This is a genomic window from Phenylobacterium sp., from assembly GCF_035569475.1.
Lineage (GTDB): Bacteria > Pseudomonadota > Alphaproteobacteria > Caulobacterales > Caulobacteraceae > Phenylobacterium.
The window spans coordinates 1-20,731 of sequence record NZ_DATMNA010000033.1; the positions used below are offsets into that span (position 1 = coordinate 1).

Consider the following 20,731-nt stretch of genomic DNA (forward strand, 5'->3'; position numbering starts at 1 on the left):
TCAGTTCCTGGGTGCGCCACGCCGGCACGACGGCGCGGCCCTTGCGCCGCCCGAAGCCATCGCGTTCGATCTGGCGCAGGATCTCGCGGTAGAGCGCGGCTGCGAGCGCCATCGCCCGCTGCCCGTCGCGCAGCAGCGGGATCGCGCGCTGCCCCTGCTCGTAGAGCGCGTCGGCGCGGGCGATCTGGTCGCGGGTGGCCTGCTCGAGAGCGTCGGCTTCCTGCTTGGTCAGCACATTGCGCGTGCCGAGCTTCGGGTCGCGGGTCAGGGGCGTGATGGTGGCGGTGGTGTAGGTGCCCTGCAGGTCCGGCTGGCCGAACGAAGTCCTGGGGGCGTGGTAGGGCGCCGGCGTCTGGGCGAAGGCGGTCGGCGCGGCGAGCGCCAGGGCGGTCACGGAAATGGCGGTCAGGGAAAGAATGCGCATGGCTTTGAAATCCTCCGTCCGACTCTTGGCGGTCGGCGCTGCCTACAGAATAGACCTGCGCCGCCGGATGGGAAGAGGCTCGGACGCGAGGGGCTCAGGCCGGTTCGTCTGCCCCCAGTTGGATCCCGAACTCCGCCAGCACCTCCTCGGTGTGCTCGCCCAGCCGCGGCGGGTGGCGGCGGATGTTTGAGGGCGAGCCGGCGAACTTCACAGGCGCCCGCATCTGCTTGTAGCCGCCCACCTCGGGATGGTCGTAGCGCTCGAAGAGGCCGACGGCCTCCAGGTGCGGGTCGGTCTCCAGGTCGTCGAGGCGGTTGGTCCGCACCACCGGGATCGACAGCGGCTTCAAGAGCGCCAGCCACTCGGCCGTGGTCTTGGTCCCGGTCACCGTCTCCACCAGGCCGTAGAGTTCGTGGGTGTGCTTGGCGCGGGCGGCGTAGTCGGCGAAGCGCGGGTCCTTGGCCAGGCTGTCGCCCCAGCCGGCGACCTCGAAGAACTGGTCCCACTGCCGGTCCGTATAGGGCAGCAGGCCGATGTAGCCGTCGGCGGTCTTGAACGGCTTGCGGTGCGGGTTGACCACGCGGGGATAGCCCCACTGGCCCAGCGGCGGGTCGAAGGTGTGGTCGTAGAGGTGCTCGACCAGCAGGAAGCTGGTCACGCACTCCAGCATCGGCACCTCGACGAACTGGCCCTCGCCGGTGCGCGCCTTGTGCAGCAGGGCCGCGGTCACCGCCTGGGCCATGAACAGGCCCGAGACCTTGTCGGCCACCAGCGTCGGCAGGATTCGCGGCGTGTCGTTCCCGTCGGTGCGCGGCAGGACGTCGGCCAGGCCTGAGGCCGACTGGATCAGGTCGTCGTAGGCCGGCTCGCCCGCGTAGGGGCCGTCGGAGCCGTAGCCGGCGGCGTGGACATAGACGATGTCCGGCTTGATCGCCCGGACCTCCTCATAGCCGAGGCCGAGCCGCTTCAGCCCCTCGTACCGCACGGAGGCCGCGAACACGTCGCACGACTCGATCAGCTTGCGGATCGCGCGTTTGGCGCTGTCGGTCTTCAGGTCCAGGACCACGGAGCGCTTGTTGCGGTTGATGGTCAGGAAGATGGGGCCCATGTCGCGCGGCGCATGGTCGGGCACATGGCCTGCCCAGCGCATGATGTCGCCGCCGCCGCCGCGCCCGGAGCCGGGATCCTCCAGCTTGATCACGTCGGCGCCCTGGTCGGCCAGGATCTGCGTGGCGTAGGCGCCGTTGACCACGCTGGTCAGGTCCAGGATGCGGATGCCGCTCAGCGGCCCCGTCGCCTTGCTCGCCAACTTCATCGTCCTGGCCACTTCCTGCTCCCCACGCCGCTTCGGGTCGTTATGATCCCTCATACAAGATCGTACGCGCGACGGGAGGGGCCATGGATTTCGAACTCGCCGAAGAGCATCGGATGCTCAAGGACCTGGTGGCCAACTTCGTCCGCGACGAGCTGGCCCCGCTGGAGGCCGGGGTTCTGGCCCGGGAGGCCGAGGGCAAGGGCTTGGGGCTGGCCCCGGACGAGCACGCCCGGCTGGACAAGGTGGCCCGCGAGCTCGGCCTGTTCGGCCTCGACGCGCCGCAGGACGTGGGCGGCTCGGACCTGCCGATGACCGCCATGGTCGGCGTGGAGGAGGAGATCGGGCGCTGCGTCACGCCCTACACCCTGCCGCCCGACAGCCCGAACCTCAGAATGCTGATGCAGACCGTCGACGATCGGCAGCGCGCCGCCTACCTGGCGCCCTACGTCGCCGGCGAGACGGTCTCGGCCATCGGGATCTCAGAGCCGGGCGCGGGCTCCGACCCTGCCGGCATGACCACCCGCGCCGTGAGGGACGGAGACGATTGGGTCATCAACGGCCGGAAGATCTGGATTTCGCGCGCCGCCGACGCCGACTTCACCATCCTGATGGCGGTGACCGACCAGGAGAAGCGGGCCCGGGGCGGCATCTCCGCCTTCCTGGTCGACAAAGGAACCAAGGGCTTCAACGTCCTGCGGCGCATCCCGATGATCGGCGGCGCCTACACCTACGAGATCGCGCTGGAGGACTGCCGGGTCGAGGGCTGGAAGCTGCTGGGGACCGAAGGCAACGGCTTTGCGCCGATGCAGCTGCGGCTCGGCACCCGGCGCATCCAGATGGCGGCCTGGTCGGTGGGCATGGCGCAGCGGGCGCTGGACATGGTCATCGAGTACGCCCCGCAGCGGAAGACCTTCGGCCTGCCGCTCTCCGAGCGCCAGGCGGTGCAGTTCTGGGTGGCGGAGGCGGCGACCAAGATCCACGCCACGCGGCTGATGACCTACGACTGCGCCTGGAAGCTCGACCAGGGCCGCGACGTGCGCAACGAGATCTCGATGATCAAGTGGTACGCCACCGAGATGGCCTATGAGACCGTCGACCGGGCCATGCAGGCCTTCGGCGCCATGGGCATGACCAAGGAGCTGCCCCTGTCGCTCATGCAGGCCAAGCTTCGCACCATGCGCATCTATGACGGCCCCACCGAAGTCCATAAGTGGGTGGTGGCCCGGAACCTGCTCGGCATAAGAAAGTAACTGGGGACCCGCGAATGAACGGCCAATTCGGAGAGCACATCACAGTCCAGATCGATGGCCACGTGGCGGTCGTGACCCTGGACAAGCCGCCGAATAACCACGTCAGCGTCGATCTGATGCGCGACTTGGCCGACGCGCTGGACGCCATCGACGGCGAAGTCGGGCTGCGCTGCACGGTGTTGCAGGCCGCGGGCAAGAACTTCTGCGCCGGCGCCGACCTGGTGAGCCGTGAGAGCGCCGGGGGCCTGGGCGCGGTGAACCCGCTCTACGACCAGGCGGTGCGGCTGTTCTCGGCCAAGAAGCCCATCGTGGCGGCCGTGCAGGGCGCGGCCGTGGGCGCGGGCCTCGGCCTGGCGGTGATGGCCGATTTCCGGATCGCCTCGCCCGACGCGCGCTTCGCGGCCAACTTCGTGAAGCTGGGCTTCCACCCGGGCTTCGGCCTGACCCACACCCTGCCGCGGCTGATCGGGCCCACCAAGGCCGAACTGATGTGCCTGACCGGCCGCCGGGTGAAGGCCGAGGACGGCCTGGCCTGGGGCCTGGTTGACGAGGTCGTGGCCCTGGAGGACCTGCGCGCGGCGGCGCTGCGCCTGGCCCGGGAGATCGCCGAAAACGCGCCGCTCGCCCTGGTCGCCACCCGCAAGACCCTGCGCGGCGATCTCGCCGCCGCCGTCCGCGCCCAGACCGATATCGAGGCCGCCGAGCAGGGCTGGCTGCGCGACACCGAGGACTACAAGGAAGGCGTCCGCTCCGTCGCCGAGCGTCGGGTGGGGAACTTCGTGGGGCGGTAATCTCTCCTCTCCCCCGGCGAAGCCGAGAGGGAGAGGTCGGGAGAGGGCGGCTCGGCCTTGGAGCGCTGGCGGCAGTGGGGCGAGGGCCATCGGGCCGCCGGCGTCAAAAATCCGCCGCCCTCTCCGACCTCTCCCTCTGTCGCTTCGCTCGGGGGAGAGGCGGCCTAACCCCGCTCGAAGCGCTCGCCGGCCACGCGTTCGCACTCGTCGGCCAGCTCCTTGAAGAGCAGCGACAGGATGATGAGGGCGCGGCCTTCGACGTCGGCGGCCTCGGCGCCGGGCAGCCAGTCGACCCGCATGTCGAAGGCCAGCTCCGGGGTCATGGCGTTCCTGCCCACCACGCTGACGACGGCCGATCCGGCCTCGCCGGGCTGGGCCTGGGCGGTGATCTCCCAGCGGAGCTGGTCGTTGCTCTGGGCCATGCCGGCTAGCCGCGGGCGGGCGCCAGGGCGCGGGCCTGCCTGGCCAGGTCGGTGATCCTGTCCCAGTCGCCGGCCTTCACCGCCTCGACCGGGGCGACCCAACTGCCGCCGACGCAGACCACGTTGGGCAGGGCCAGGTAGTCGGCGGCGTTCCGGGGGCCGACCCCGCCCGTCGGGCAGAACCGGGCCTGCTGGAAGGGGCTGGCGAAGGCCTTCAGGGCGTCGATCCCGCCGGCCACGTTGGCGGGGAACAGCTTGAAGAAGCTGAAGCCCGCGGCCAGGCCGGCCATCAGCTCGGTGGCCGTGGCGATCCCCGGCAGCAGCGGCGCCGCGCCCTCGGCGGTCTCGCCCTCGATCAGGCCGGGGCTGACGCAGAACTGCGCGCCGGCCTCCGCGCAGGCGAGCCGCAGGGCCGGCGTCAGCACGGTGCCGGCGCCCACCACCGCGCCCTCGATCTCGCCGGCCATCCGCTCGATGCATTGCAGGGCGACCGGCGTTCGCAGGGTGATCTCCAGCACCGGCAGGCCGCCGGCGACCAGGGCGCGGCCCAGGGGCACGGCGTCGTCGAGATCGTCGATGATCAGCACCGGGACGACGGGCGCGAGACCCAGGATCTTTTCCAGCGTCATAGGCGCTCCATCATCCCCAGTTCGCGGGCCGCGCCGAGGATCGCCGGGTAGGGGTGCACCACCAGCGAGGTCGGGATCTGGCGGACGTAGGGGCTGAGCCGGCCCTTGTCCTCGAAGCGGGCGCGGAAGTCGCCGGTGGCCAGGCGCTCGGCCATGCGCGGCGCGATGCCCCCGGAAACGAACACCCCGCCACGGGCGCCGAAGCTCAAGGCCAGGTCGCCCGCGACCGAACCCAGGATCCCGCAGAACCGGTCCAGGGTGTCGGACGCCAGCCGATCGCCCTTGGTCGCGGCCTCGAAGACCGCCCTCTCGTCAGCCAGCGTCGCCTCGGCCTGGCGCAGGCCGGCCAGCACGCCGTAGAGCTCGAAGAGGCCCCGGCCCGACAGGATGCGCTCGATGGAGACCCGCCCGTGGCGGGCGCGGAACTGGCTCCAGATCTCCACCTCCACGTCGTCGGAGGGGGCGAAGGCCGCGTGGCCGCCTTCGGTGGAGACCTCCACGTCGCCGCGTTCGCTGCGCGCCAGGCCCGCGACTCCGAAGCCGGTGCCCGCGCCCAGCACCACCATCGGGCCGTCGGCGTCGCCGCGCATCACCGGCCCCAGCGGCTTCAGGGCGTCGGGGCCCAGGATCGGGCAGGCGAGCGCCTGGGCGGCGAAGTCGTTGATCAGCCGCACGGCCTCGAACTCGAACTGCGCCAGGAGTTCGCCCTCCGAGACCTGCCAGGCGAGGTTGGTGAACTCGATCTCGCCGTCCAGCACCGGCCCGGCCACCGCGATCACCGCCCGCGGGGGGTGCTTGCGGCCCATGGTCCGCTCCAGGTAGTCGGCGATGATCTCGTTCAGGCTGGCGTACTTGGCCGCCGGATAGATGTGCAGGTTGCGCACCCGGCCTTCGCCGTCGATCAGGGCGAAGCGCGCATTGGTTCCGCCGACGTCGCCCACCAGGCCCGAGTAGTAAGGCTTCATCAGGCGGCCTCGAACAGGCTGCACGCGCCGGTGTCGGCGGTGGAGGCGGCGCGGCGCATCAGGCCGAACAGCTCGCGCCCGTAGCCTGGGCCCGAGGGCGGGCAGGCGGCGCGGGGGCGGGACCTCAGTTCGGCTTCGTCCACCTTGATCTCCAAAGTCCCTTTCAGCGCATCGACGCGGATCACGTCGCCGTCGCGGACATAGGCCAGGCCGCCGCCGTCGGCCGCCTCCGGCGTCACGTGGATCGCGGCCGGGACCTTGCCCGAGGCGCCCGACATGCGGCCATCGGTGACCAAGGCCACCTTGAAGCCCTTGTCCAGCAGGACGCCCAGCGGCGGGGTCAGGTTGTGCAGTTCCGGCATGCCGTTGGCGCGGGGCCCCTGGAAGCGGACCACGGCGATGAAGTCCTTGTTGAGCTCCCCGCGATGGTAGGCCGCCTGCAGCGCCTCCTGGTCCTCGAACACCACCGCCGGCGCCTCGACCACCAGGTATTCGTCCTTCACCGCCGAGGTCTTCATCACCGCGCGGCCCAGCGGCCCGTTCAGCAGGCGAAGGCCGCCGTGCGGCTGGAAGGGATTGTCCGCGGGCCGCAGGATGTCGGTGTTCAGCGAGGCGGCCCGCCCCTCGCGCCAGACCAGCTTGCCGCCGTCCAGGAAGGGCTCGGTCTGATAACGGCGAAGGCCCGGCCCGGCCACGGTCATGACGTCGTCGTGGGCGAGGCCCGCGTCCAGCAACTGGCGCACCACGAAGGCCATGCCGCCCGCCGCCTGGAAGGCGTTCACGTCTTCGCTTCCGTTCGGATAGACGCGCGCCAGGAGCGGGGTCACGCGGGAGAGGTCGTCGAAGTCCTCCCAGGTCAACTGCACGCCCGCCGCGCGGCCCATGGCGATCAGGTGCAGGGTGTGGTTGGTCGACCCGCCGGTGGCCAGCAGCCCCGCGAGCGCGTTGACCAGGCTCTTCTCATCCACAACCTGGGCCATGGGCGTGTAGGCGTTGGTCCCGTCGCGGATCTCGATGGCGCGCTTGGGCGCGGCGGCCACCAGGGCGTCGCGGAGCGGGGTGTTGGGATGCACGAAGGCCGAACCCGGCAGGTGCAGGCCCATCATCTCCATCATCATCTGGTTGGAGTTGGCGGTGCCGTAGAAGGTGCAGGTGCCGGGGCCGTGGTAAGCGGCCATCTCGCTCTCCAGCAGCTCCTCGCGCGTCGCCTGGCCCTGGGCGTAGAGGGCGCGGACCTTGGCCTTCTGGGCGTTGGAGATTCCCGAGGTCATCGGCCCGCCGGGGACGAAGATCACCGGCAGGTGCCCGAAGGCCAGCGCGCCGATGGTCAGGCCGGGCACGATCTTGTCGCAGACACCCAGCAGCAGCGCCGCGTCGAAGGCGTCGTGGGTCAGGGCGACCGCCGTGGCCATGGCGATCACGTCGCGCGAGAACAGCGACAGCTCCATGCCCGGCCGGCCCTGGGTGACGCCATCGCACATGGCCGGGACGCCGCCGGCGAACTGGGCCGCCGCGCCCATCTCGCGCGCCGCCTGCTTGATGATCGCCGGAAAGCGCTCCAGCGGCTGGTGGGCCGAAAGCATGTCGTTGTAGGCGCTGACGATGGCGACGTTGGGCGCGGTCGGGTCGCGCATGGTCCGCTTTTCCGCGTCGCTCTCGGCGGCGAAGGCGTGGGCCCAGTTGGCGCAGGAGAGCTTGGCCCGCCCTGTCCCGGCCGACCGCGCCGCCTCGATGCGGGCCAGGTAGTCGGCGCGGCTCTCGCGGCTGCGCTCGACGATCCGTTCGGTGACTTCCGCCGTGACCGGATGCATGGGGCTGTCCTCGTTCAATTCGGCGTTCCGTCCGGCGCCCAGAAGATGCGGATCGGGACCCGGTCCTGCGCCAGGAGTGCGCCGACCGGCAGGTCGGCGCCGGCTTGCGCCCGGTCGATCACCTGCCGCTTAGCCTCGCCGGCGATCAAGAGGAAGATGGCCCGGCTCTGCAACAACGCCGCCAGCGTCAGGGTGATCCGCGCCACCGGCGGCGATCCGAAACCCTGCGGCGATTCCGCGGTGAGCGCCGCGCCGTCCGGGTGCATGGCCTGGGCCATGACCGGGCTGCCGGGGATCAGGGAGGCGATATGGCCGTCCTCGCCCATCCCCAGCATCACCGCGTCGAAGGGCATGAGCCGCTTCAGCGCCGGCTCGGCGTAGTCGGTAAGCGGCAGGAGCTGCGCCTTGGCCGCTTCGGCCACCAGCAGCCGCTCGCGCAACTGGCGGGCGTTCGAGTTGGGCGAATTGGCGTCCACGTGCCGTTCGTCGGAGAGGGTGACCGCGACATGGGCCCAGTCGATGGGCGCGCGCGCCAGGCGGTCGTAGACCGGGCCCGGCGAGCGGCCGCCGGTGGTCACCAGGCTGGCCCGGCCTCGCGCCTCGAGCCCCGCGGCGAGCGCCCCCAGCACGGCCTTGCTCGCCGCGTCCGCCAGAGCGTCTGAACCTGGGAAGATCTCGAGCATTCCGTCCGCTCATAGCGCAGTCCGCCGCCCGCCGCTGCGCGGGATTCCGTCGGCCGGCAGAAAAACCGCGGTGATCCGGGAACCAACCGGCTTCCCGCACATAGACCATGGGTTGCGGGGGCGCCTTGGCTCGCTCTCGTATCTCCGCCCCAGCCTCTGATGACGGAGTCCGCCATGAAAATCGCCCAGGTGGCCCCGCTCTACGAAGCCGTCCCCCCGCGGTTCTACGGTGGGACGGAGCGCGTGGTCGCCCACCTGACGGATGCGCTGGTTGAGCTGGGCCACGAGGTGACCCTGTTCTCCAGCGCCGACGCGGTGACCAAGGCCCGGCTGGCGCCGGTCCGCGACCAGGCGATCCGGCTGGACCCCGCGCCGCTGAAGTCGGACCTGGCCGCCCACCTGTCGCTGCTGGCCGAGGTGCGGCGCCGCGCCGACCAGTTCGACGTGATCCATTTCCACACCGACCTGATCCAGTTCCCGTTCTTCGAGACCTGGAACGGACGCACCGTGACGACCCTGCACGGCCGCCTCGACCTGAAGGACCTGCCCGGCGTCTACCAGCGCTGGCCGCGTTTCCCGCTGGTCTCGATCAGCGACGCCCAGCGCCGGCCCCTGCCGTTCGCCAACTGGGCGGCCACCGTGCAGCACGGGGTGCGCGCCGACCTCTACGCCTTTCACGCCAAGGGCGAGGGCTACCTGGCCTTCCTGGGCCGGATATCGCCGGAGAAACGGCCGGACCGGGCGATAGCCATCGCCATCGCCACCGGCCGCCGCCTGAGGATAGCCGCCAAGGTCGACGCGGCCGACCGGACCTATTTCGAAGAGCAGATCGAGCCCCTGCTGGCCCATCCGCTGATCGAGTTCATCGGCGAGATCGGCGACGGGGAGAAGTCGGCCTTCCTGGGCGGCGCCGACGCGCTGCTGTTCCCCATCGACTGGCCGGAGCCCTTCGGCCTGGTGATGATCGAGGCCATGGCCTGTGGAGCGCCGGTGATCGCCTACGACTGCGGCTCGGTGCCGGAGGTGATCGAGGACGGCCTGACCGGCTTCATCGTGCGCTCGGACGAGCAGGCCATCGCCGCGGTGGGCCGGCTGGAGAACCTGGACCGCCGGGCCATCCGGCTGCGTTTCGAGCAGCGCTTCTCCGCCACGGCCATGGCGCGTCGCTACGTCGAGCTGTACCGTCGGCTTGGGGAGTTGAGCGAGGCGGATGTCGGCCTCGCCGCCGAATGAGGTAGCGGATGGACGACCTCGCGCCGGCGCCTGAGACCCAGGCCGCCCTCGGCGAAACCAACGAACCCCGCGTGCCGCATCGGATGTATGCGCTGAAGGACCGTGACGTCTTCATGGTCGCCGATGCGCTGGGCGACGTGCTGGGCCTGGGCGACGGCCTGTTCCACGACGACACCCGGATCCTGTCGCGCTTCACCGTGTCCTTGGGGATGGAACGGCCGGCGCTGCTGTCGGCGGCGCTTGGGCAGGACAACGTCTACTTCACCTCCCACTCCACGAACCAGCGCCTGCCCTTCCCGGGTGGGCCGGTCGCGCCCCCTGGCGTGCTGCACATCTCGCGCAAGCGGTTCCTATCGGACCAGCGGCTGTTCGAGCGCATCTCGATGGTCAACTACAGCCGCGACGAGGTGATCGTCCCCCTGGTGGTGGAGTTCGACGCCGACTTCCGCGACATGTTCGAGGTGCGAGGCCTGAAGCGCGCGCAGCGCGGCTACAAGCATCCGGCGGAGATCGACGGCCGGGCGGTTTCGGTGCGCTACACCGGGCTCGACGGGGTCGACCGGGTGAGCGTCATCAGCTTCTCCGACCCGCCGTTCCGGCTCAGCGAGCACCGCGCCGAGTTCATGTACCCGCTGGGGCCGGAATCGCATCTGGAGCTCTATGTGGAGGTGGGGCTGAAGGCCGGCCCGGCCCCGACGCGCGAGCGGTTCCGCAGCCATGCGGCCCTGGCGCGGTTCGCCATGCGCGCCCGCCGCCGGCACGGGGCGAGGCTGCGCAGCTCCGGGCGGCTGTTCTCGGACTGGATGGCCAAGTCGCGCTCGGACCTGGCGCTGCTCACCACCGAGCTTTCCACCGGGCCCTATCCCTATGCCGGCATCCCCTGGTTCTCGACCACCTTCGGGCGCGACGCGATCATCACCGCCTGGCAGGTCCTGTGGATGGACCCGTCCCTGGCCAAGGGCGTCCTGTCCTACCTCGCGTCGCGGCAGGCGACGGAGGTGTCGGCCTTCCGCGACTCCGCTCCGGGCAAGATCATGCACGAGGCCCGGCGCGGCGAGATGGCGGCGCTCGGAGAGGTGCCGTTCGGCAGCTACTACGGCGGGGTCGACACCACGCCGCTGTTCGTCGCCTTGGCCGGGGCCTATGCCGAGCGGACCGGCGACTTCGCGTTCATCGACGCCATCTGGCCCCATCTGGAGGCCGCCATGGGCTGGATCGAGGACTATGGCGACACCGACGGCGACGGACTGATCGACTACGCCCGCGGCCGGCAGAGCGGCCTGGCCAATCAGGGCTGGAAGGACAGCCAGGATTCCGTCTTCCACTCCGATGGCCGTTTCGCCACCGGGCCGATCGCCCTGGTCGAGGTGCAGGGCTATGCCTTCGCGGCCTACCGGGCGATGGCGGCGCTGGCCGCCCAGCGGGCCGAGCCGCAGATGGCGGCCGCCTGGGCCGCCCGCGCCGAACGCATCCGGGCCACGGTCGAGGACCGCTTCTGGATGGAGGACAAGGGCCTCTACGCCATCGCCATCGACGGCTCGGGCGAGCCCTGCCGCGTCCGGGCGTCGAACACCGGCCACCTGCTGTTCGCCAGGCTGGCGTCGCCCGAGCGCGCGGCGCGGGTGGCGAAGGGCCTGCTGTCGGGCGATTTCGCGCCGGGCTGGGGCGTGCGGACCCTGGCCCTGGGCGAGGCCCGCTTCAATCCGATGAGCTACCACAACGGCTCGGTGTGGCCGCACGACACCGCGCTCTGCGCGCTCGGCCTGTCGCATTACGGCGAGCGGGACGGCGTGGTGGCCCTGACGGCGGCCCTGTTCGAGACCGCCGTCAGCTTTGAGATGCGCCTGCCGGAGCTGTTCTGCGGCTTCCCGCGCCGGGCCGGGGAGCCGCCCGTGGCCTATCCGGTGGCCTGCCTGCCGCAGGCCTGGGCCGCGGGCTCGGTCTTCATGATGCTGCAGGCCTGCCTGGGGCTCGAGGTGACGCCGCACGCGGTGACGGTGAACGACCCGCGCCTGCCCATCGGCATCGACCGGCTGTGGATCGACGGCCTGCAGGTGGGCGAGCACGCCGTCGACCTGGCGATCGAGCGCCACGGCGCGCGGGTCTTCGTCGAGGCCAGCGACCGGCGGCGGCTGATCGTTCGCTAACGTCCCCAAGCCCCGCCTATCCCGGCCAAGGCCGGGAAGCGGACTTAGTGCGTGGCCCGGCTAGCGCGCGAAGGGCGCGTGGGCGATGCGCAGGATGTTGGCGGCCCCGGGCGAGCCCATGGGGAAGCCCGCCAGGATCAGGATGCGCTGGCCGGGCCCGGCCAGGCCCGTCTGCACCGCCTGCTCGACGGCCACGCGGGCCAGGTCCTCCGGGTCCGAGGGTTCCGGCACCACCCGCGGCTCCACGCCCCAGATCAGCGCGGCGCGCCGGGCCGTGTCGAGGCTGGGCGTCAGGGCCAGCGTCGCCTGCAAAGGCCGCTCGCGGGCCAGCCGCAGCGCGGTCTGGCCGGTGGTGGTGAAGGTCACCAGGCAGGCGGTGGAGGCGGCCTCGGCGGCGCGCCGGGCGGCGGCCACCAGGGCGTCGGCGTCGGCGTCCTCCACGGGATATTCCGCGCGCATCAGCTCGGGCCAGCGCGGGTCTCGCTCCACGCGGGTGATGATGCGGTCCATCATCGCCACCGCCTCGACGGGATAGTCGCCCGCCGCGCTCTCGGCCGACAGCATCAGGGCGTCGGCGCCCTCGTAGACCGCGCCGGCCACGTCGGAGGCCTCCGCCCGGGTCGGCGTCGGCGAATGGGTCATGCTTTCCAGCATCTGGGTCGCCACCACCACCGGGATGCCCCGCAGGCGCGCGGCGCGGACCAGTTGCTTCTGGACGACCGGCACCTCCTCCGGGGCCATTTCGACGCCCAGGTCGCCCCGGGCCACCATGATCGCCTGCGACAGGTCGAGGATCTCGTCGAGGGCTTCCAGCGCCGAGGGCTTTTCGATCTTGGCCAACACCTTCGCGCGGCCCTGCACCAGGCTGCGCAGCTCGGCCATGTCTGAGGCCCGCTGCACGAAGGAGAGCGCCACCCAGTCGACGCCCTCGTTGAGCGCGAAGGTCAGGTCCGCGCGGTCCTTCTCGGTGAGCGCCGGGATCGGGATCGCCAGGCCCGGAAGGTTCAGCCCCTTGTGGTCGGAGAGGTGGTCGCCGGCCTCAACCTCGGTATCGGCGAAGTCGGGGCCGTGGTCGAGCACGCGCAGCCGCACCTTGCCGTCGTCGAGCAGGATCGCGGCGCCCTTGCGCAGGGCGGCGAACACCTCCGGGTGCGGCACGCCGATGCGTGCGGCGTCGCCGGGCGCGGCGCTGAGGTCCAGGCGCAGGCTCTGGCCGCTCTTCAGGCGCACCGCCCCATCGGCGAACTCGCCCAGGCGGATCTTGGGGCCCTGCAGGTCGGCCAGCACCGCCAGCGGGCGGCCCACCACGGCTTCGGCCCCGCGCACCGAGGCGATGGTGGCGGCGTGGTCGGCGTGGACCCCGTGGCTGAAGTTGACCCGGAACACGTCGGCGCCGGCCAGCGCCAGTTCGCGCACCTTGTCGAGGCCGCGGCTGGCCGGTCCCAGGGTCGCGACGATTCTGGCTCTGCGCGCTCGGATCATGGCGTGAGGCTTAGGCTTCCGGAGCCAAGCTGATCAAGGCGCGTTAGTACCCGAGGTGGGTGAAAAAGGCCGGGACTCCCGATGATGCAGACGCCGCAGACCGTGGGGGAAGACGCTTGAGCCAAAGCCTGGAGCTCTTCCCGATCGGCAACAGCGCGGCCAGCGCGCTCATCGACGAGCACGGCCGCTTCGTCTGGGCCTGCGCCCCCCGCGTCGACGGCGATCCGTTCTTCTGCGCCCTGTTGGGCGGCGCGGACCTGGAAAAGGACGACGCCCACGGCCTGTGGTGCATCGAGGTCGAGAACCGCGCCGAGACCGTCCAGGCCTACCGGCGCAACACCCCGATCCTGGTGACCGAGATCACCGATACCTCCGGCGGCAAGCTGGAAATCATCGACTTCTGCCCGCGTTACCGCCAGTTCGGGCGGCTCTACCGGCCGCTGGCGTTCGTACGCCTGATCCGCCCCGTCGCCGGCACGCCGCGCATCCGCATCAAGCTTCGACCGATGGTGAACTATGGCGAGGCGCCGGCCGGCACCACCATGGGCTCCAACCACATCCGCTACGTGGGCGGCGAGACCACGCTGCGCCTGACCACCGACGGGCCGGTGAGCCATGTGCTGGACGAGCGGCTGTTCCGCCTGGAGGAGCCGATCGCGCTGTTCCTCGGCCCTGACGAGGGCTTCCCCGACGACCTCACGACCACGACGCTGCGGATGCTGCGCGAGACCACCGACTATTGGCGGCGCTGGGTGCGGACCCTGTCGGTGCCGCTGGAGTGGCAGCAGGCCGTGGTCCGGGCGGCGATCACGCTCAAGCTCTGCACGCACGAGGACACCGGGGCCATCGTCGCGGCCCTGACCACCTCGATCCCGGAGCATGCGGTGGGGCCGGGCGAGGCCGCCCGCAACTGGGACTACCGGTACTGCTGGCTGCGCGACGCCTACTACGTGGTCCAGGCCCTGAACCGGCTGGGCGCGGCGGACATCCTGGAGAACTACCTGGCCTACCTGCGCAACCTAGTGGACCAAGTGGCGGCGACCGGCCGGGTGCAGCCGGTCTATGGCGTGGGGCTGGAGCCGGTGCTGACCGAGCGGGTCGCCCCGGCCATGCCCGGCTATCGCGGCATGGGGCCCGTGCGGGTCGGCAACCAGGCCCACGAGCACATGCAGTACGACGTGTTCGGCCAGATCGTGCTGTCCACCGTTCAGGCCTTCTTCGACGAGCGGCTGATCCGTCCGGCGACGGTGGAGGACTTCACGGCCCTGGAATGGGTCGGCGAGCGCGCCTTCGAGCTGCACGACCAGCCGGACGCGAGCCTGTGGGAGTTCCGCGGCCGCGAGGCGGTGCACACCTACTCCTCGGTGATGTGCTGGGCGGCCTGCGACCGGCTGGGCAACGCCGCGCGGCAGTTGGGCCTGGGCGAGCGGGCGGAGTTCTGGAACGGCCGCGCCGCCCAGATCCGCGAGACCATCGAACTGCGGGCCTGGAATCCGGGGCTGGGCCGCTATGCCTCGACCTTCGGCGGCGACGAGCTGGACGCGAGCCTCCTGCAGATGGTCGACGTGCGCTTCCTGGCGCCGGACGATCCGCGGATGGTCGCCACCATGGAGGCGGTGGAGAAGGGCCTGCGGCGCGGCGAGTTCATGCTGCGCTACGCCCTGCCGGACGACTTCGGCGAGCCGAAGACCGCCTTCAACTTCTGCACCTTCTGGCTGATCGAGGCCTTGCAACTGTCCGGCCGCACGGCCGAGGCGCGCAAGCTGTTCGAGGAGATGCTGAGCCGGCGCACCAAGGCGGGCCTGCTTTCGGAAGACATCACCTTCGACGGCAAGGAGCTGTGGGGGAACTATCCTCAGACCTATTCCCTGGTCGGGCTGATCAACTGCGCGACCCTGCTCTCCCGGCCCTGGTCGAGCGTGCGCTAGCCTTGTACCTCGGGCCGGCAAGTGGTCGCAAATTCGCGCCGTCAGGGAACGCAATGCAGCTTGGGGTTCTATGGGGCGATGCTAAGGTCATCTACCCCATGACGATCGACGAATGCCACGAACGGGCCGGCCAGTGTGCGGCCAATGCCGAGCTTGCGGTCAGCGAGCCCGTGAAACTGGAGTTCATGCGGCTCGCCGCGCAATGGCGCGCAATGGCCGTCCGGACGATCTTCCTCGGTTCGGTGGAAGCGACGGCCGAGCCCGCCGTCCTCCACGCGCCAGGGGCTCCTCTCACCTAGCGCCGACGATGCCGCAGGGCCCGATGCGATATGCGGCCGCCTTTCCCCCGACCTGTGATAGGGTCGGGTGTTGGAAGCGTTGAGGACCGGGACGGGTTCGACGCAACCGTTCGATACTAGCGCCGGGAATGGCTTTCGCTTCGCGAGCCTCCGGCGGGCGCTTGGGGCCTAAATGGCCAACGATTTACCCGTTCTTCCCGTCGTGGCTCACAGCTTGGCGCTGGCGCTTGTGGCGTCGTCGTACGCCCCGATCCTGTTGCTCGACGGGAACCTGGAGGTGATCGCCGCCAGCGAATCCTTCGCGCGCGCCTTCAAGCTGGATTCCGCGCGTCTGGCGGGCGGGTCCCTGTTCGCCCTAGGCGCGGGCGAGTGGGACGTGGCCCAGCTTCGCTCGTTGCTGAAGGCGACGCTGTCGGGCGCGGCGAACATCGACACCTACGAGATGGACCTGCAACGTCAGGGCAGCCCGACTCGCCGGCTGGTGATCACCGCCCACATGCTGGACTATGGCGACCCGGCCAACATCCGCCTCCTGCTGGCGGTCTCCGACGTCACCGACGCGCGCCTGGCCGAGCGCCTCAAGGACGACCTGCTGCGCGAAAAGGCGATCCTGTTCCAGGAACTGCAGCACCGGGTCGCCAACAGCCTCCAGATCATCGCCAGCGTGCTGATGCAGAGCGCGCGCCGCGTGTCGTCGGAAGAGACCAAGGGCTACCTCCGCGACGCCCATAGCCGGGTGATGTCCGTCGCGGCGCTACAGCACCAACTGGCGGCGTCCAATGTCGGCGACGTCGAGCTGAAGGGTTACCTCACCGAACTTTGCGGCAGCATCGCGGCTTCGATGATCCACGACCGCAAGACCTTGACGCTGGAGGTGATGGCCGACGAGGGCTCCGCCGCTCCGGAGGCTTCGGTCAGCATGGGGCTCGTGGTGACCGAACTGGTCATCAACGCGCTCAAGCACGCGTTTCCCGGCGCCCGCGGCGGCCGCATCGTCGTCGCCTACAAGGTCAGCGGCGCCGCGTGGACGCTGTCGGTCAGCGATGACGGCGTGGGCATGCCCACCGGGTCCACGCCCGCCAAAGCCGGCCTCGGCACCAGCATCGTCCAGGCCCTGGCCAAGCAACTCGGCGCCGTGGTCGAGGTGGTCGACACCGATCCGGGAACCCGGATATCGGTCGCGCACGCGGCAATCTCGCTGACCGGTCATGCCGCGGCCCTGCCGGCGGCCGTCTAGATGCGGCCCGGAGCCCGCGTATGAGCCTGTTCTCCTGGCTGCCCGGCGGCGCCAGCGACGCCGAGGTCCGCTCCGAGGTCTGGAGCCTGGGCGTCCGTCACCGGGGAGAAGCCCTGGAAGGCGCGCTGGCGGAGCTCAAGGCCGGCGGCCTCAGCACCGAACGCGCGCAACTGCTGCAAGCCTGTGTGCGCAAGCTGAAGCAGTCGCGGTCCGCCTAGACTCTGTCCCGGCTGACTTGGATCAAGTCAGCCGGGACAGAACAGGGGCGTCGGCTATATCTGGAGCCCTTCTTCTCCGCTCAGGCTGATCCAACCTGAGCGAGAAGGGCTCTCGCGTCCTAGTCGACCCAGGCCCGCTCCGACCGCTCGATCAGGGCGAAGGCGCCGGAGGGGCCCCAGCTTCCGGCGGCGTAGGGCTTGGGCGCCATGCCGGCCTCGGCCCAGGCGTCAGCCACGCCGTCGACCCAGCGCCAGGCTTCCTCCACCTCGTCGCGACGCACGAACAGGGTGCTGTTGCCGTGCACCACGTCGAGCAGCAGGCGCTCGTAGGCGATGCGGCGGCGCGAACCCGGTCCCTCGTAGGCCCGAAGCAGGCTGAGCGAGAGCGGCATGGACTGCAGGCGCATGCCGCCGCGGCTGATCCCCGGCGACTTGTTCATCAGGGTCAGCGCAATGTCCTCGTCGGGCTGCAGGTCGATGACCAGGCGGTTGGCGACCAGGTCATCGCGGGCGCCGTCGCCGAAGATCGAGTGCGGCACCGGTTTGAACTGGATGACGATCTGGGTGCGCCGCTCGGGCAGGCGCTTGCCGGTGCGCAGGAAGAACGGCACGCCGGCCCAACGCCAGTTGTCGATGTCGACCCGCAGCGCCGCGAAGGTTTCGGCGCCGGTGGGCTGGCCGCGCTCCGTCTCGTAGCCGGCCGCCTCTTTGCCGCCCACCACGCCCTTGGTGTACTGGCCGCGGACCGAGGCGTTCTGGGCGTCGGCGCGGGTGAAGCGGCGCAAGCTGCGCAGCACCTTCACCTTCTCGTTGCGCACCGAGCGCGGGTCCATGTCGGCGGGCGGCTCCATGGCCACGAAGCAGAGAAGCTGCAGCATGTGGTTCTGCAGCATGTCGCGCAGCGCGCCGTACTCGTCGTAGTAGGGCCAGCGGTCCCCGACGCCCTCGGTCTCGGCCACGGTGATCTGCACGTGGTCGATGGTCAGGTTGTTCCACAGCGGCTCGAAGAGGGTGTTGGCGAAGCGCAGCGCGATCAGGTTCTGCACCGTCTCCTTGCCCAGGTAGTGGTCGATGCGGAAGATCCGGTCCTCGGCGAAGACCGCGCCCACCGCCTCGTTCACCTGGCGCGAGCTTTCCAGGTCGCGGCCGATCGGCTTTTCCAGGACGATGCGGCTCTCCTCGGTGGCCAGGCCCGAGGCCGCGAGCGCCGCGCAGACCCGGCTGTAGAGGCTGGGCGAGATCGCCAGGAAGAACATCGGCCGGCCGCGCCCGTCGAGGTGCGGTTTCAGCAGGGCCGCGCCATCGGCGGTGGTGGCGTCGCAGGCCACGTAATCGATCCGTCCGGAGAACCGCGCCCACACCGCGTCGTCGACCGCCTCCGGCCGCGCGTCGAGGATCGCGCGCACCTGGTCCACGAACTCGTCTCGGCTGTGCTGGGCCCGCGCGGTGGCCAGGATATTGAAGCCCACCGGCAACAGGCCGTCTGCGTCCAGGAAATAGAGCGACGGCAGGAGCATGCGCCGCGACAGGTCGCCGGTTGCGCCAAACAGCACGATCGCATCGGCCAGCGGCAGTTCGGCCTGGGCCATCGGGCGTCATCTCCGGAACGTTTCAAGCAGGACCGCCGCATAGCGTCGATTGCTGTACGGAACGTCAAGGCCGGCAAGGGATTCCCCGTCCGTTTCCGGGATCGAACAGCCCCACTGTGCGTTCGGCAGACACTGGGGCGCGTGTCGAGATGTCCATCCAAACCCTGATTGTCGGACTGCCCGCGCCCAAGCCGCTCCGGCTTGGGGAAACGGCGCTGTTCCTCGACCTGGACGGGACGCTGGCCCCCATCGCCGCGCGACCGCAGGATGTACGCCCCGACCCGCGCCGCACCAGCCTGCTCGAGCGCCTGGCGCTGAGCCTGGACGGGCGCCTGGCGGTGATCAGCGGCCGCACGCTCGCTGACATCGACCGCATCCTGGAGGGCTGCGTCGTCGCCGTGGCGGCAGTGCACGGCCTGGTGCGCCGCGACCCGGACGGCCAGGTATTCGAGAGCCGCCCGCACCCGGCCCTGGGCTACGCGACCGAGGCCCTGCGCGCTTTCGCGGCGCGTGACACCGGCCTGATCGTCGAGGAAAAGGCCGGGCTGTCGGTGGCGCTGCATTTTCGGCTCGCGCGGGACCAGGCCGAGGCGGCGCGGGCCCTGGCCCGCGCGCTGGCCGCCGAGACGGGCCTCGCCTTGCAGGACGGCGACATGGTCGAGGAGCTGCGCACCCCCGGCGCCAGCAAGGGCGACAGCGTGCGAGCCTTCATGGTCATGCCGTGCTTCGCCGGCGCACGGCCGGTGTTCGTCGGCGACGACACCACCGACGAAGACGGCTTCGAAGCCGCCCAGGCGCTGGGCGGGATGGGCGTGATGGTCGGCGCGCACCGCGCCACCGGCGCCCGCTTCCGGCTCGCCGACGTGGACGCCGCGCTCGCCTGGCTGGAGGCTGCGTCGTGAGTCGCCTGATCGTCGTCTCCAACCGCGTGAACCCGCCCGGCGGCGCCGGCGAGGAGACGGTGGGCGGCCTGGCCATGGCCCTGGCCGCGGCGCTTCGGGAATATTCCGGCCTGTGGTTCGGCTGGAGCGGCCAGACCACCGAGAAGTTCGACGGCAAGCTATCCATGCAGACCGTGGACGGGGTGACGTCCGCGGTCGTCGACCTCGAGGAGATCGACCTGGAGGAGTACTACAACGGCTACGCCAACAAGACGCTGTGGCCGCTGTTCCACTACCGCACGGACCTCGCCGCCTACGACCGGGTCTATGGCGAGGGCTACAGCCGGGTGAACAAGCGGTTCGCCGAGACGCTCGCGCCGCTGATCCAGCCGGACGACCTGATCTGGGTTCATGACTACCACCTGATCCCGCTTGGCCGGGAGCTTCGCGCCCTGGGGATCCGCAACCGGATCGGCTTCTTCCTGCACGTGCCGTGGCCGGCGCATCAGGTGTTCACCACCCTGCCGGGCCACGGCCTACTGGTGCAGGCCATGTTCGATTATGACCTGGTGGGCTTCCAGACCGCCGAATATTGCCAGGCTTTCGAGGAATATGTGCTGGCCGAGGCGGGAGGCTCGCAGCCGCAGCCCGGCCGGTTGAAGGCCTATGGCCGTTCGGTGAAGGTCGGCGCCTTCCCCATCGGGCTGGACGCCGCCGAGTTCGCCCAGATGCTGACGAGCCCCAAGGCGCGGCGGATGCGCGATCTGATGAGCGCCGCCACCGTCTTCCGTCACCTGGTCGTGGGCGTCGACCGGCTGGACTACTCCAAGGGCCTCGAGGAGCGCTTCCTCGGCTTCGAGCGGTACCTGATCGACAATCCCGACATGCGCCGCGAGGTGCTGATGCTGCAGATCGCCCCGGTCAGCCGCGAAAGCGTCGAGGCCTACCAGGAGATCCGCGCCCGGCTCGACGCGCTCTCCGGACGGATCAACGGCGAGTTCTCCGACATCGACTGGAACCCGTTCCGCTACGTGAACAAGAACTACCGCCGCGACGAGCTGGCGGGGATCTATGGCGCGGCGCGGGTGGGCTTGGTCACGCCGCTGCGCGACGGGATGAACCTGGTCGCCAAGGAGTTCGTCGCCGCCCAGAATCCCCACGATCCCGGGGTGCTGATCCTGTCGCGCTTCGCCGGCGCGGCGCGGCAGATGAGCCAGGCCCTGCTGGTCAACCCCAACAGCCCCGAGGAGATCGGCGACGCGCTGAAGCGGGCGATCAGCATGGACAAGACCGAACGCATCCGCCGCTGGAGCGCGCTGTTCGAGAACGTGCAGCGCGAGGACGTCACCGCCTGGCGCGACGCCTTCGTGGGCGCGCTGGCGGGCGTGAAGTGGCCGCAGGCCGCGCTGGCGAGCTGAGGAACCCGG

The 20,731-nt window shown here is 70.5% G+C and carries 19 protein-coding genes; 10 read left to right on the forward strand and 9 right to left on the reverse strand.

Annotated elements, in window-relative coordinates:
* Together VNW53_RS04405 and VNW53_RS04410 are read right to left on the reverse strand one after the other, a co-directional pair.
* Nucleotides 1-424 (reverse strand): squalene/phytoene synthase family protein (locus VNW53_RS04405; RefSeq protein WP_325553874.1); only part of this gene is annotated, 424 nt, incomplete at its 3' end.
* A gap of 94 nt (nt 425-518) precedes the next feature.
* On the reverse strand, nt 519-1,739 hold the full coding sequence (locus tag VNW53_RS04410) for a CoA transferase (RefSeq protein ID WP_325553875.1): 1,221 nt from the start codon (nt 1,737-1,739) through the stop codon (nt 519-521).
* 83 nt (nt 1,740-1,822) lie between these two features.
* On the opposite strand from VNW53_RS04410, the gene VNW53_RS04415 reads away from it, so the two are divergent.
* Entirely contained in the window at nt 1,823-2,989 is a 1,167-nt protein-coding gene (locus tag VNW53_RS04415) for an acyl-CoA dehydrogenase family protein (protein ID WP_325553876.1), read from the forward strand.
* 14 nt (nt 2,990-3,003) lie between these two features.
* Nucleotides 3,004-3,780, forward strand: a complete 777-nt coding sequence (locus tag VNW53_RS04420) for an enoyl-CoA hydratase/isomerase family protein (RefSeq protein WP_325553877.1) — start codon at nt 3,004-3,006, stop codon at nt 3,778-3,780.
* A gap of 164 nt (nt 3,781-3,944) precedes the next feature.
* On the opposite strand, the gene VNW53_RS04425 is transcribed toward VNW53_RS04420, so the two are convergent.
* Genes VNW53_RS04425 through pgl form a run of 5 tightly spaced genes read right to left on the reverse strand, consistent with a single transcriptional unit; the run spans nt 3,945 to nt 8,290 of the window.
* A complete protein-coding gene (locus VNW53_RS04425) occupies nt 3,945-4,202 on the reverse strand; it encodes a hypothetical protein (RefSeq protein ID WP_325553878.1) in 258 nt (85 codons plus the stop codon).
* A 5-nt stretch (nt 4,203-4,207) separates the two neighbouring features.
* Nucleotides 4,208-4,831, reverse strand: a complete 624-nt coding sequence (eda, locus tag VNW53_RS04430) for a bifunctional 4-hydroxy-2-oxoglutarate aldolase/2-dehydro-3-deoxy-phosphogluconate aldolase (protein WP_325553879.1) — start codon at nt 4,829-4,831, stop codon at nt 4,208-4,210.
* The gene (gene glk / locus VNW53_RS04435; protein ID WP_325553880.1) at nt 4,828-5,796 is read right to left on the reverse strand and encodes a glucokinase; all 969 of its coding nucleotides are present in this window, start codon (nt 5,794-5,796) and stop codon (nt 4,828-4,830) included. Before glk ends, eda begins: the two co-directional genes overlap by 4 nt.
* Complete coding sequence (edd, locus tag VNW53_RS04440; protein ID WP_325553881.1) at nt 5,796-7,607, reverse strand: phosphogluconate dehydratase; 1,812 nt, start codon at nt 7,605-7,607, stop codon at nt 5,796-5,798. The genes glk and edd overlap by 1 nt, the downstream gene beginning before the upstream one ends.
* Nucleotides 7,608-7,621: 14 nt before the next feature.
* On the reverse strand, nt 7,622-8,290 hold the full coding sequence (pgl, locus tag VNW53_RS04445; RefSeq protein WP_325553882.1) for a 6-phosphogluconolactonase: 669 nt from the start codon (nt 8,288-8,290) through the stop codon (nt 7,622-7,624).
* A gap of 174 nt (nt 8,291-8,464) precedes the next feature.
* On the opposite strand from pgl, the gene VNW53_RS04450 reads away from it, so the two are divergent.
* Nucleotides 8,465-9,523: a glycosyltransferase family 4 protein gene (locus tag VNW53_RS04450; protein WP_325553883.1), complete on the forward strand. Its 1,059-nt coding sequence runs from the start codon at nt 8,465-8,467 to the stop codon at nt 9,521-9,523.
* An 8-nt stretch (nt 9,524-9,531) separates the two neighbouring features.
* Nucleotides 9,532-11,670: a glycogen debranching N-terminal domain-containing protein gene (locus VNW53_RS04455; RefSeq protein WP_325553884.1), complete on the forward strand. Its 2,139-nt coding sequence runs from the start codon at nt 9,532-9,534 to the stop codon at nt 11,668-11,670.
* 60 nt (nt 11,671-11,730) lie between these two features.
* On the opposite strand, the gene pyk is transcribed toward VNW53_RS04455, so the two are convergent.
* Nucleotides 11,731-13,152, reverse strand: a complete 1,422-nt coding sequence (gene pyk, locus VNW53_RS04460; RefSeq protein WP_325553885.1) for a pyruvate kinase — start codon at nt 13,150-13,152, stop codon at nt 11,731-11,733.
* Between the two features lie 116 nt (nt 13,153-13,268).
* Between pyk and VNW53_RS04465 the strand changes: the two genes are divergently transcribed.
* From VNW53_RS04465 to VNW53_RS04480, 4 genes are all read left to right on the forward strand, one after another.
* Nucleotides 13,269-15,080 carry a glycoside hydrolase family 15 protein gene (locus tag VNW53_RS04465; protein ID WP_325553886.1) on the forward strand — a complete coding sequence of 604 codons (1,812 nt, stop codon included), beginning with the start codon at nt 13,269-13,271 and terminating at the stop codon, nt 15,078-15,080.
* 98 nt (nt 15,081-15,178) lie between these two features.
* Nucleotides 15,179-15,379, forward strand: coding sequence for a hypothetical protein (locus VNW53_RS04470; RefSeq protein ID WP_325553887.1), 201 nt, complete (start codon nt 15,179-15,181; stop codon nt 15,377-15,379).
* Nucleotides 15,380-15,593: 214 nt separating this feature from the next.
* Nucleotides 15,594-16,616 (forward strand): sensor histidine kinase, encoded by a 1,023-nt coding sequence (locus VNW53_RS04475; RefSeq protein WP_325553888.1) that lies wholly within the window; start codon nt 15,594-15,596, stop codon nt 16,614-16,616.
* A gap of 20 nt (nt 16,617-16,636) precedes the next feature.
* Nucleotides 16,637-16,834 carry a hypothetical protein gene (locus VNW53_RS04480; protein ID WP_325553889.1) on the forward strand — a complete coding sequence of 66 codons (198 nt, stop codon included), beginning with the start codon at nt 16,637-16,639 and terminating at the stop codon, nt 16,832-16,834.
* 119 nt (nt 16,835-16,953) lie between these two features.
* Here VNW53_RS04480 and zwf read toward each other — a convergent pair whose 3' ends face one another.
* Nucleotides 16,954-18,423 (reverse strand): glucose-6-phosphate dehydrogenase, encoded by a 1,470-nt coding sequence (gene zwf, locus VNW53_RS04485; protein WP_325553890.1) that lies wholly within the window; start codon nt 18,421-18,423, stop codon nt 16,954-16,956.
* Between the two features lie 149 nt (nt 18,424-18,572).
* Here zwf and otsB point away from each other — a divergent pair, with 149 nt between their 5' ends.
* Together otsB and VNW53_RS04495 are read left to right on the forward strand one after the other, a co-directional pair.
* On the forward strand, nt 18,573-19,325 hold the full coding sequence (gene otsB, locus VNW53_RS04490) for a trehalose-phosphatase (protein ID WP_325553891.1): 753 nt from the start codon (nt 18,573-18,575) through the stop codon (nt 19,323-19,325).
* The gene (locus VNW53_RS04495) at nt 19,322-20,722 is read left to right on the forward strand and encodes an alpha,alpha-trehalose-phosphate synthase (UDP-forming) (RefSeq protein ID WP_325553892.1); all 1,401 of its coding nucleotides are present in this window, start codon (nt 19,322-19,324) and stop codon (nt 20,720-20,722) included. Before otsB ends, VNW53_RS04495 begins: the two co-directional genes overlap by 4 nt.
* The last annotated feature ends 9 nt before the right edge of the window (nt 20,723-20,731 follow it).

Excerpts from the sequence above, each read along its gene's own strand:
- VNW53_RS04455 (WP_325553884.1), top strand. The coding sequence starts at position 9,532 with ATGGACGACCTCGCGCCGGCGCCTGAGACCCAGGCCGCCCTCGGCGAA.
- zwf (WP_325553890.1), bottom strand. The coding sequence starts at position 18,423 with ATGGCCCAGGCCGAACTGCCGCTGGCCGATGCGATCGTGCTGTTTGGC.
- VNW53_RS04425 (WP_325553878.1), bottom strand. The coding sequence starts at position 4,202 with ATGGCCCAGAGCAACGACCAGCTCCGCTGGGAGATCACCGCCCAGGCC.
- eda (WP_325553879.1), bottom strand. The coding sequence starts at position 4,831 with ATGACGCTGGAAAAGATCCTGGGTCTCGCGCCCGTCGTCCCGGTGCTG.
- VNW53_RS04415 (WP_325553876.1), top strand. The coding sequence starts at position 1,823 with ATGGATTTCGAACTCGCCGAAGAGCATCGGATGCTCAAGGACCTGGTG.
- otsB (WP_325553891.1), top strand. The coding sequence starts at position 18,573 with ATGTCCATCCAAACCCTGATTGTCGGACTGCCCGCGCCCAAGCCGCTC.
- VNW53_RS04480 (WP_325553889.1), top strand. The coding sequence starts at position 16,637 with ATGAGCCTGTTCTCCTGGCTGCCCGGCGGCGCCAGCGACGCCGAGGTC.
- glk (WP_325553880.1), bottom strand. The coding sequence starts at position 5,796 with ATGAAGCCTTACTACTCGGGCCTGGTGGGCGACGTCGGCGGAACCAAT.
- VNW53_RS04410 (WP_325553875.1), bottom strand. The coding sequence starts at position 1,739 with ATGAAGTTGGCGAGCAAGGCGACGGGGCCGCTGAGCGGCATCCGCATC.
- VNW53_RS04470 (WP_325553887.1), top strand. The coding sequence starts at position 15,179 with ATGACGATCGACGAATGCCACGAACGGGCCGGCCAGTGTGCGGCCAAT.
- edd (WP_325553881.1), bottom strand. The coding sequence starts at position 7,607 with ATGCATCCGGTCACGGCGGAAGTCACCGAACGGATCGTCGAGCGCAGC.
- pyk (WP_325553885.1), bottom strand. The coding sequence starts at position 13,152 with ATGATCCGAGCGCGCAGAGCCAGAATCGTCGCGACCCTGGGACCGGCC.
- VNW53_RS04450 (WP_325553883.1), top strand. The coding sequence starts at position 8,465 with ATGAAAATCGCCCAGGTGGCCCCGCTCTACGAAGCCGTCCCCCCGCGG.
- VNW53_RS04420 (WP_325553877.1), top strand. The coding sequence starts at position 3,004 with ATGAACGGCCAATTCGGAGAGCACATCACAGTCCAGATCGATGGCCAC.
- pgl (WP_325553882.1), bottom strand. The coding sequence starts at position 8,290 with ATGCTCGAGATCTTCCCAGGTTCAGACGCTCTGGCGGACGCGGCGAGC.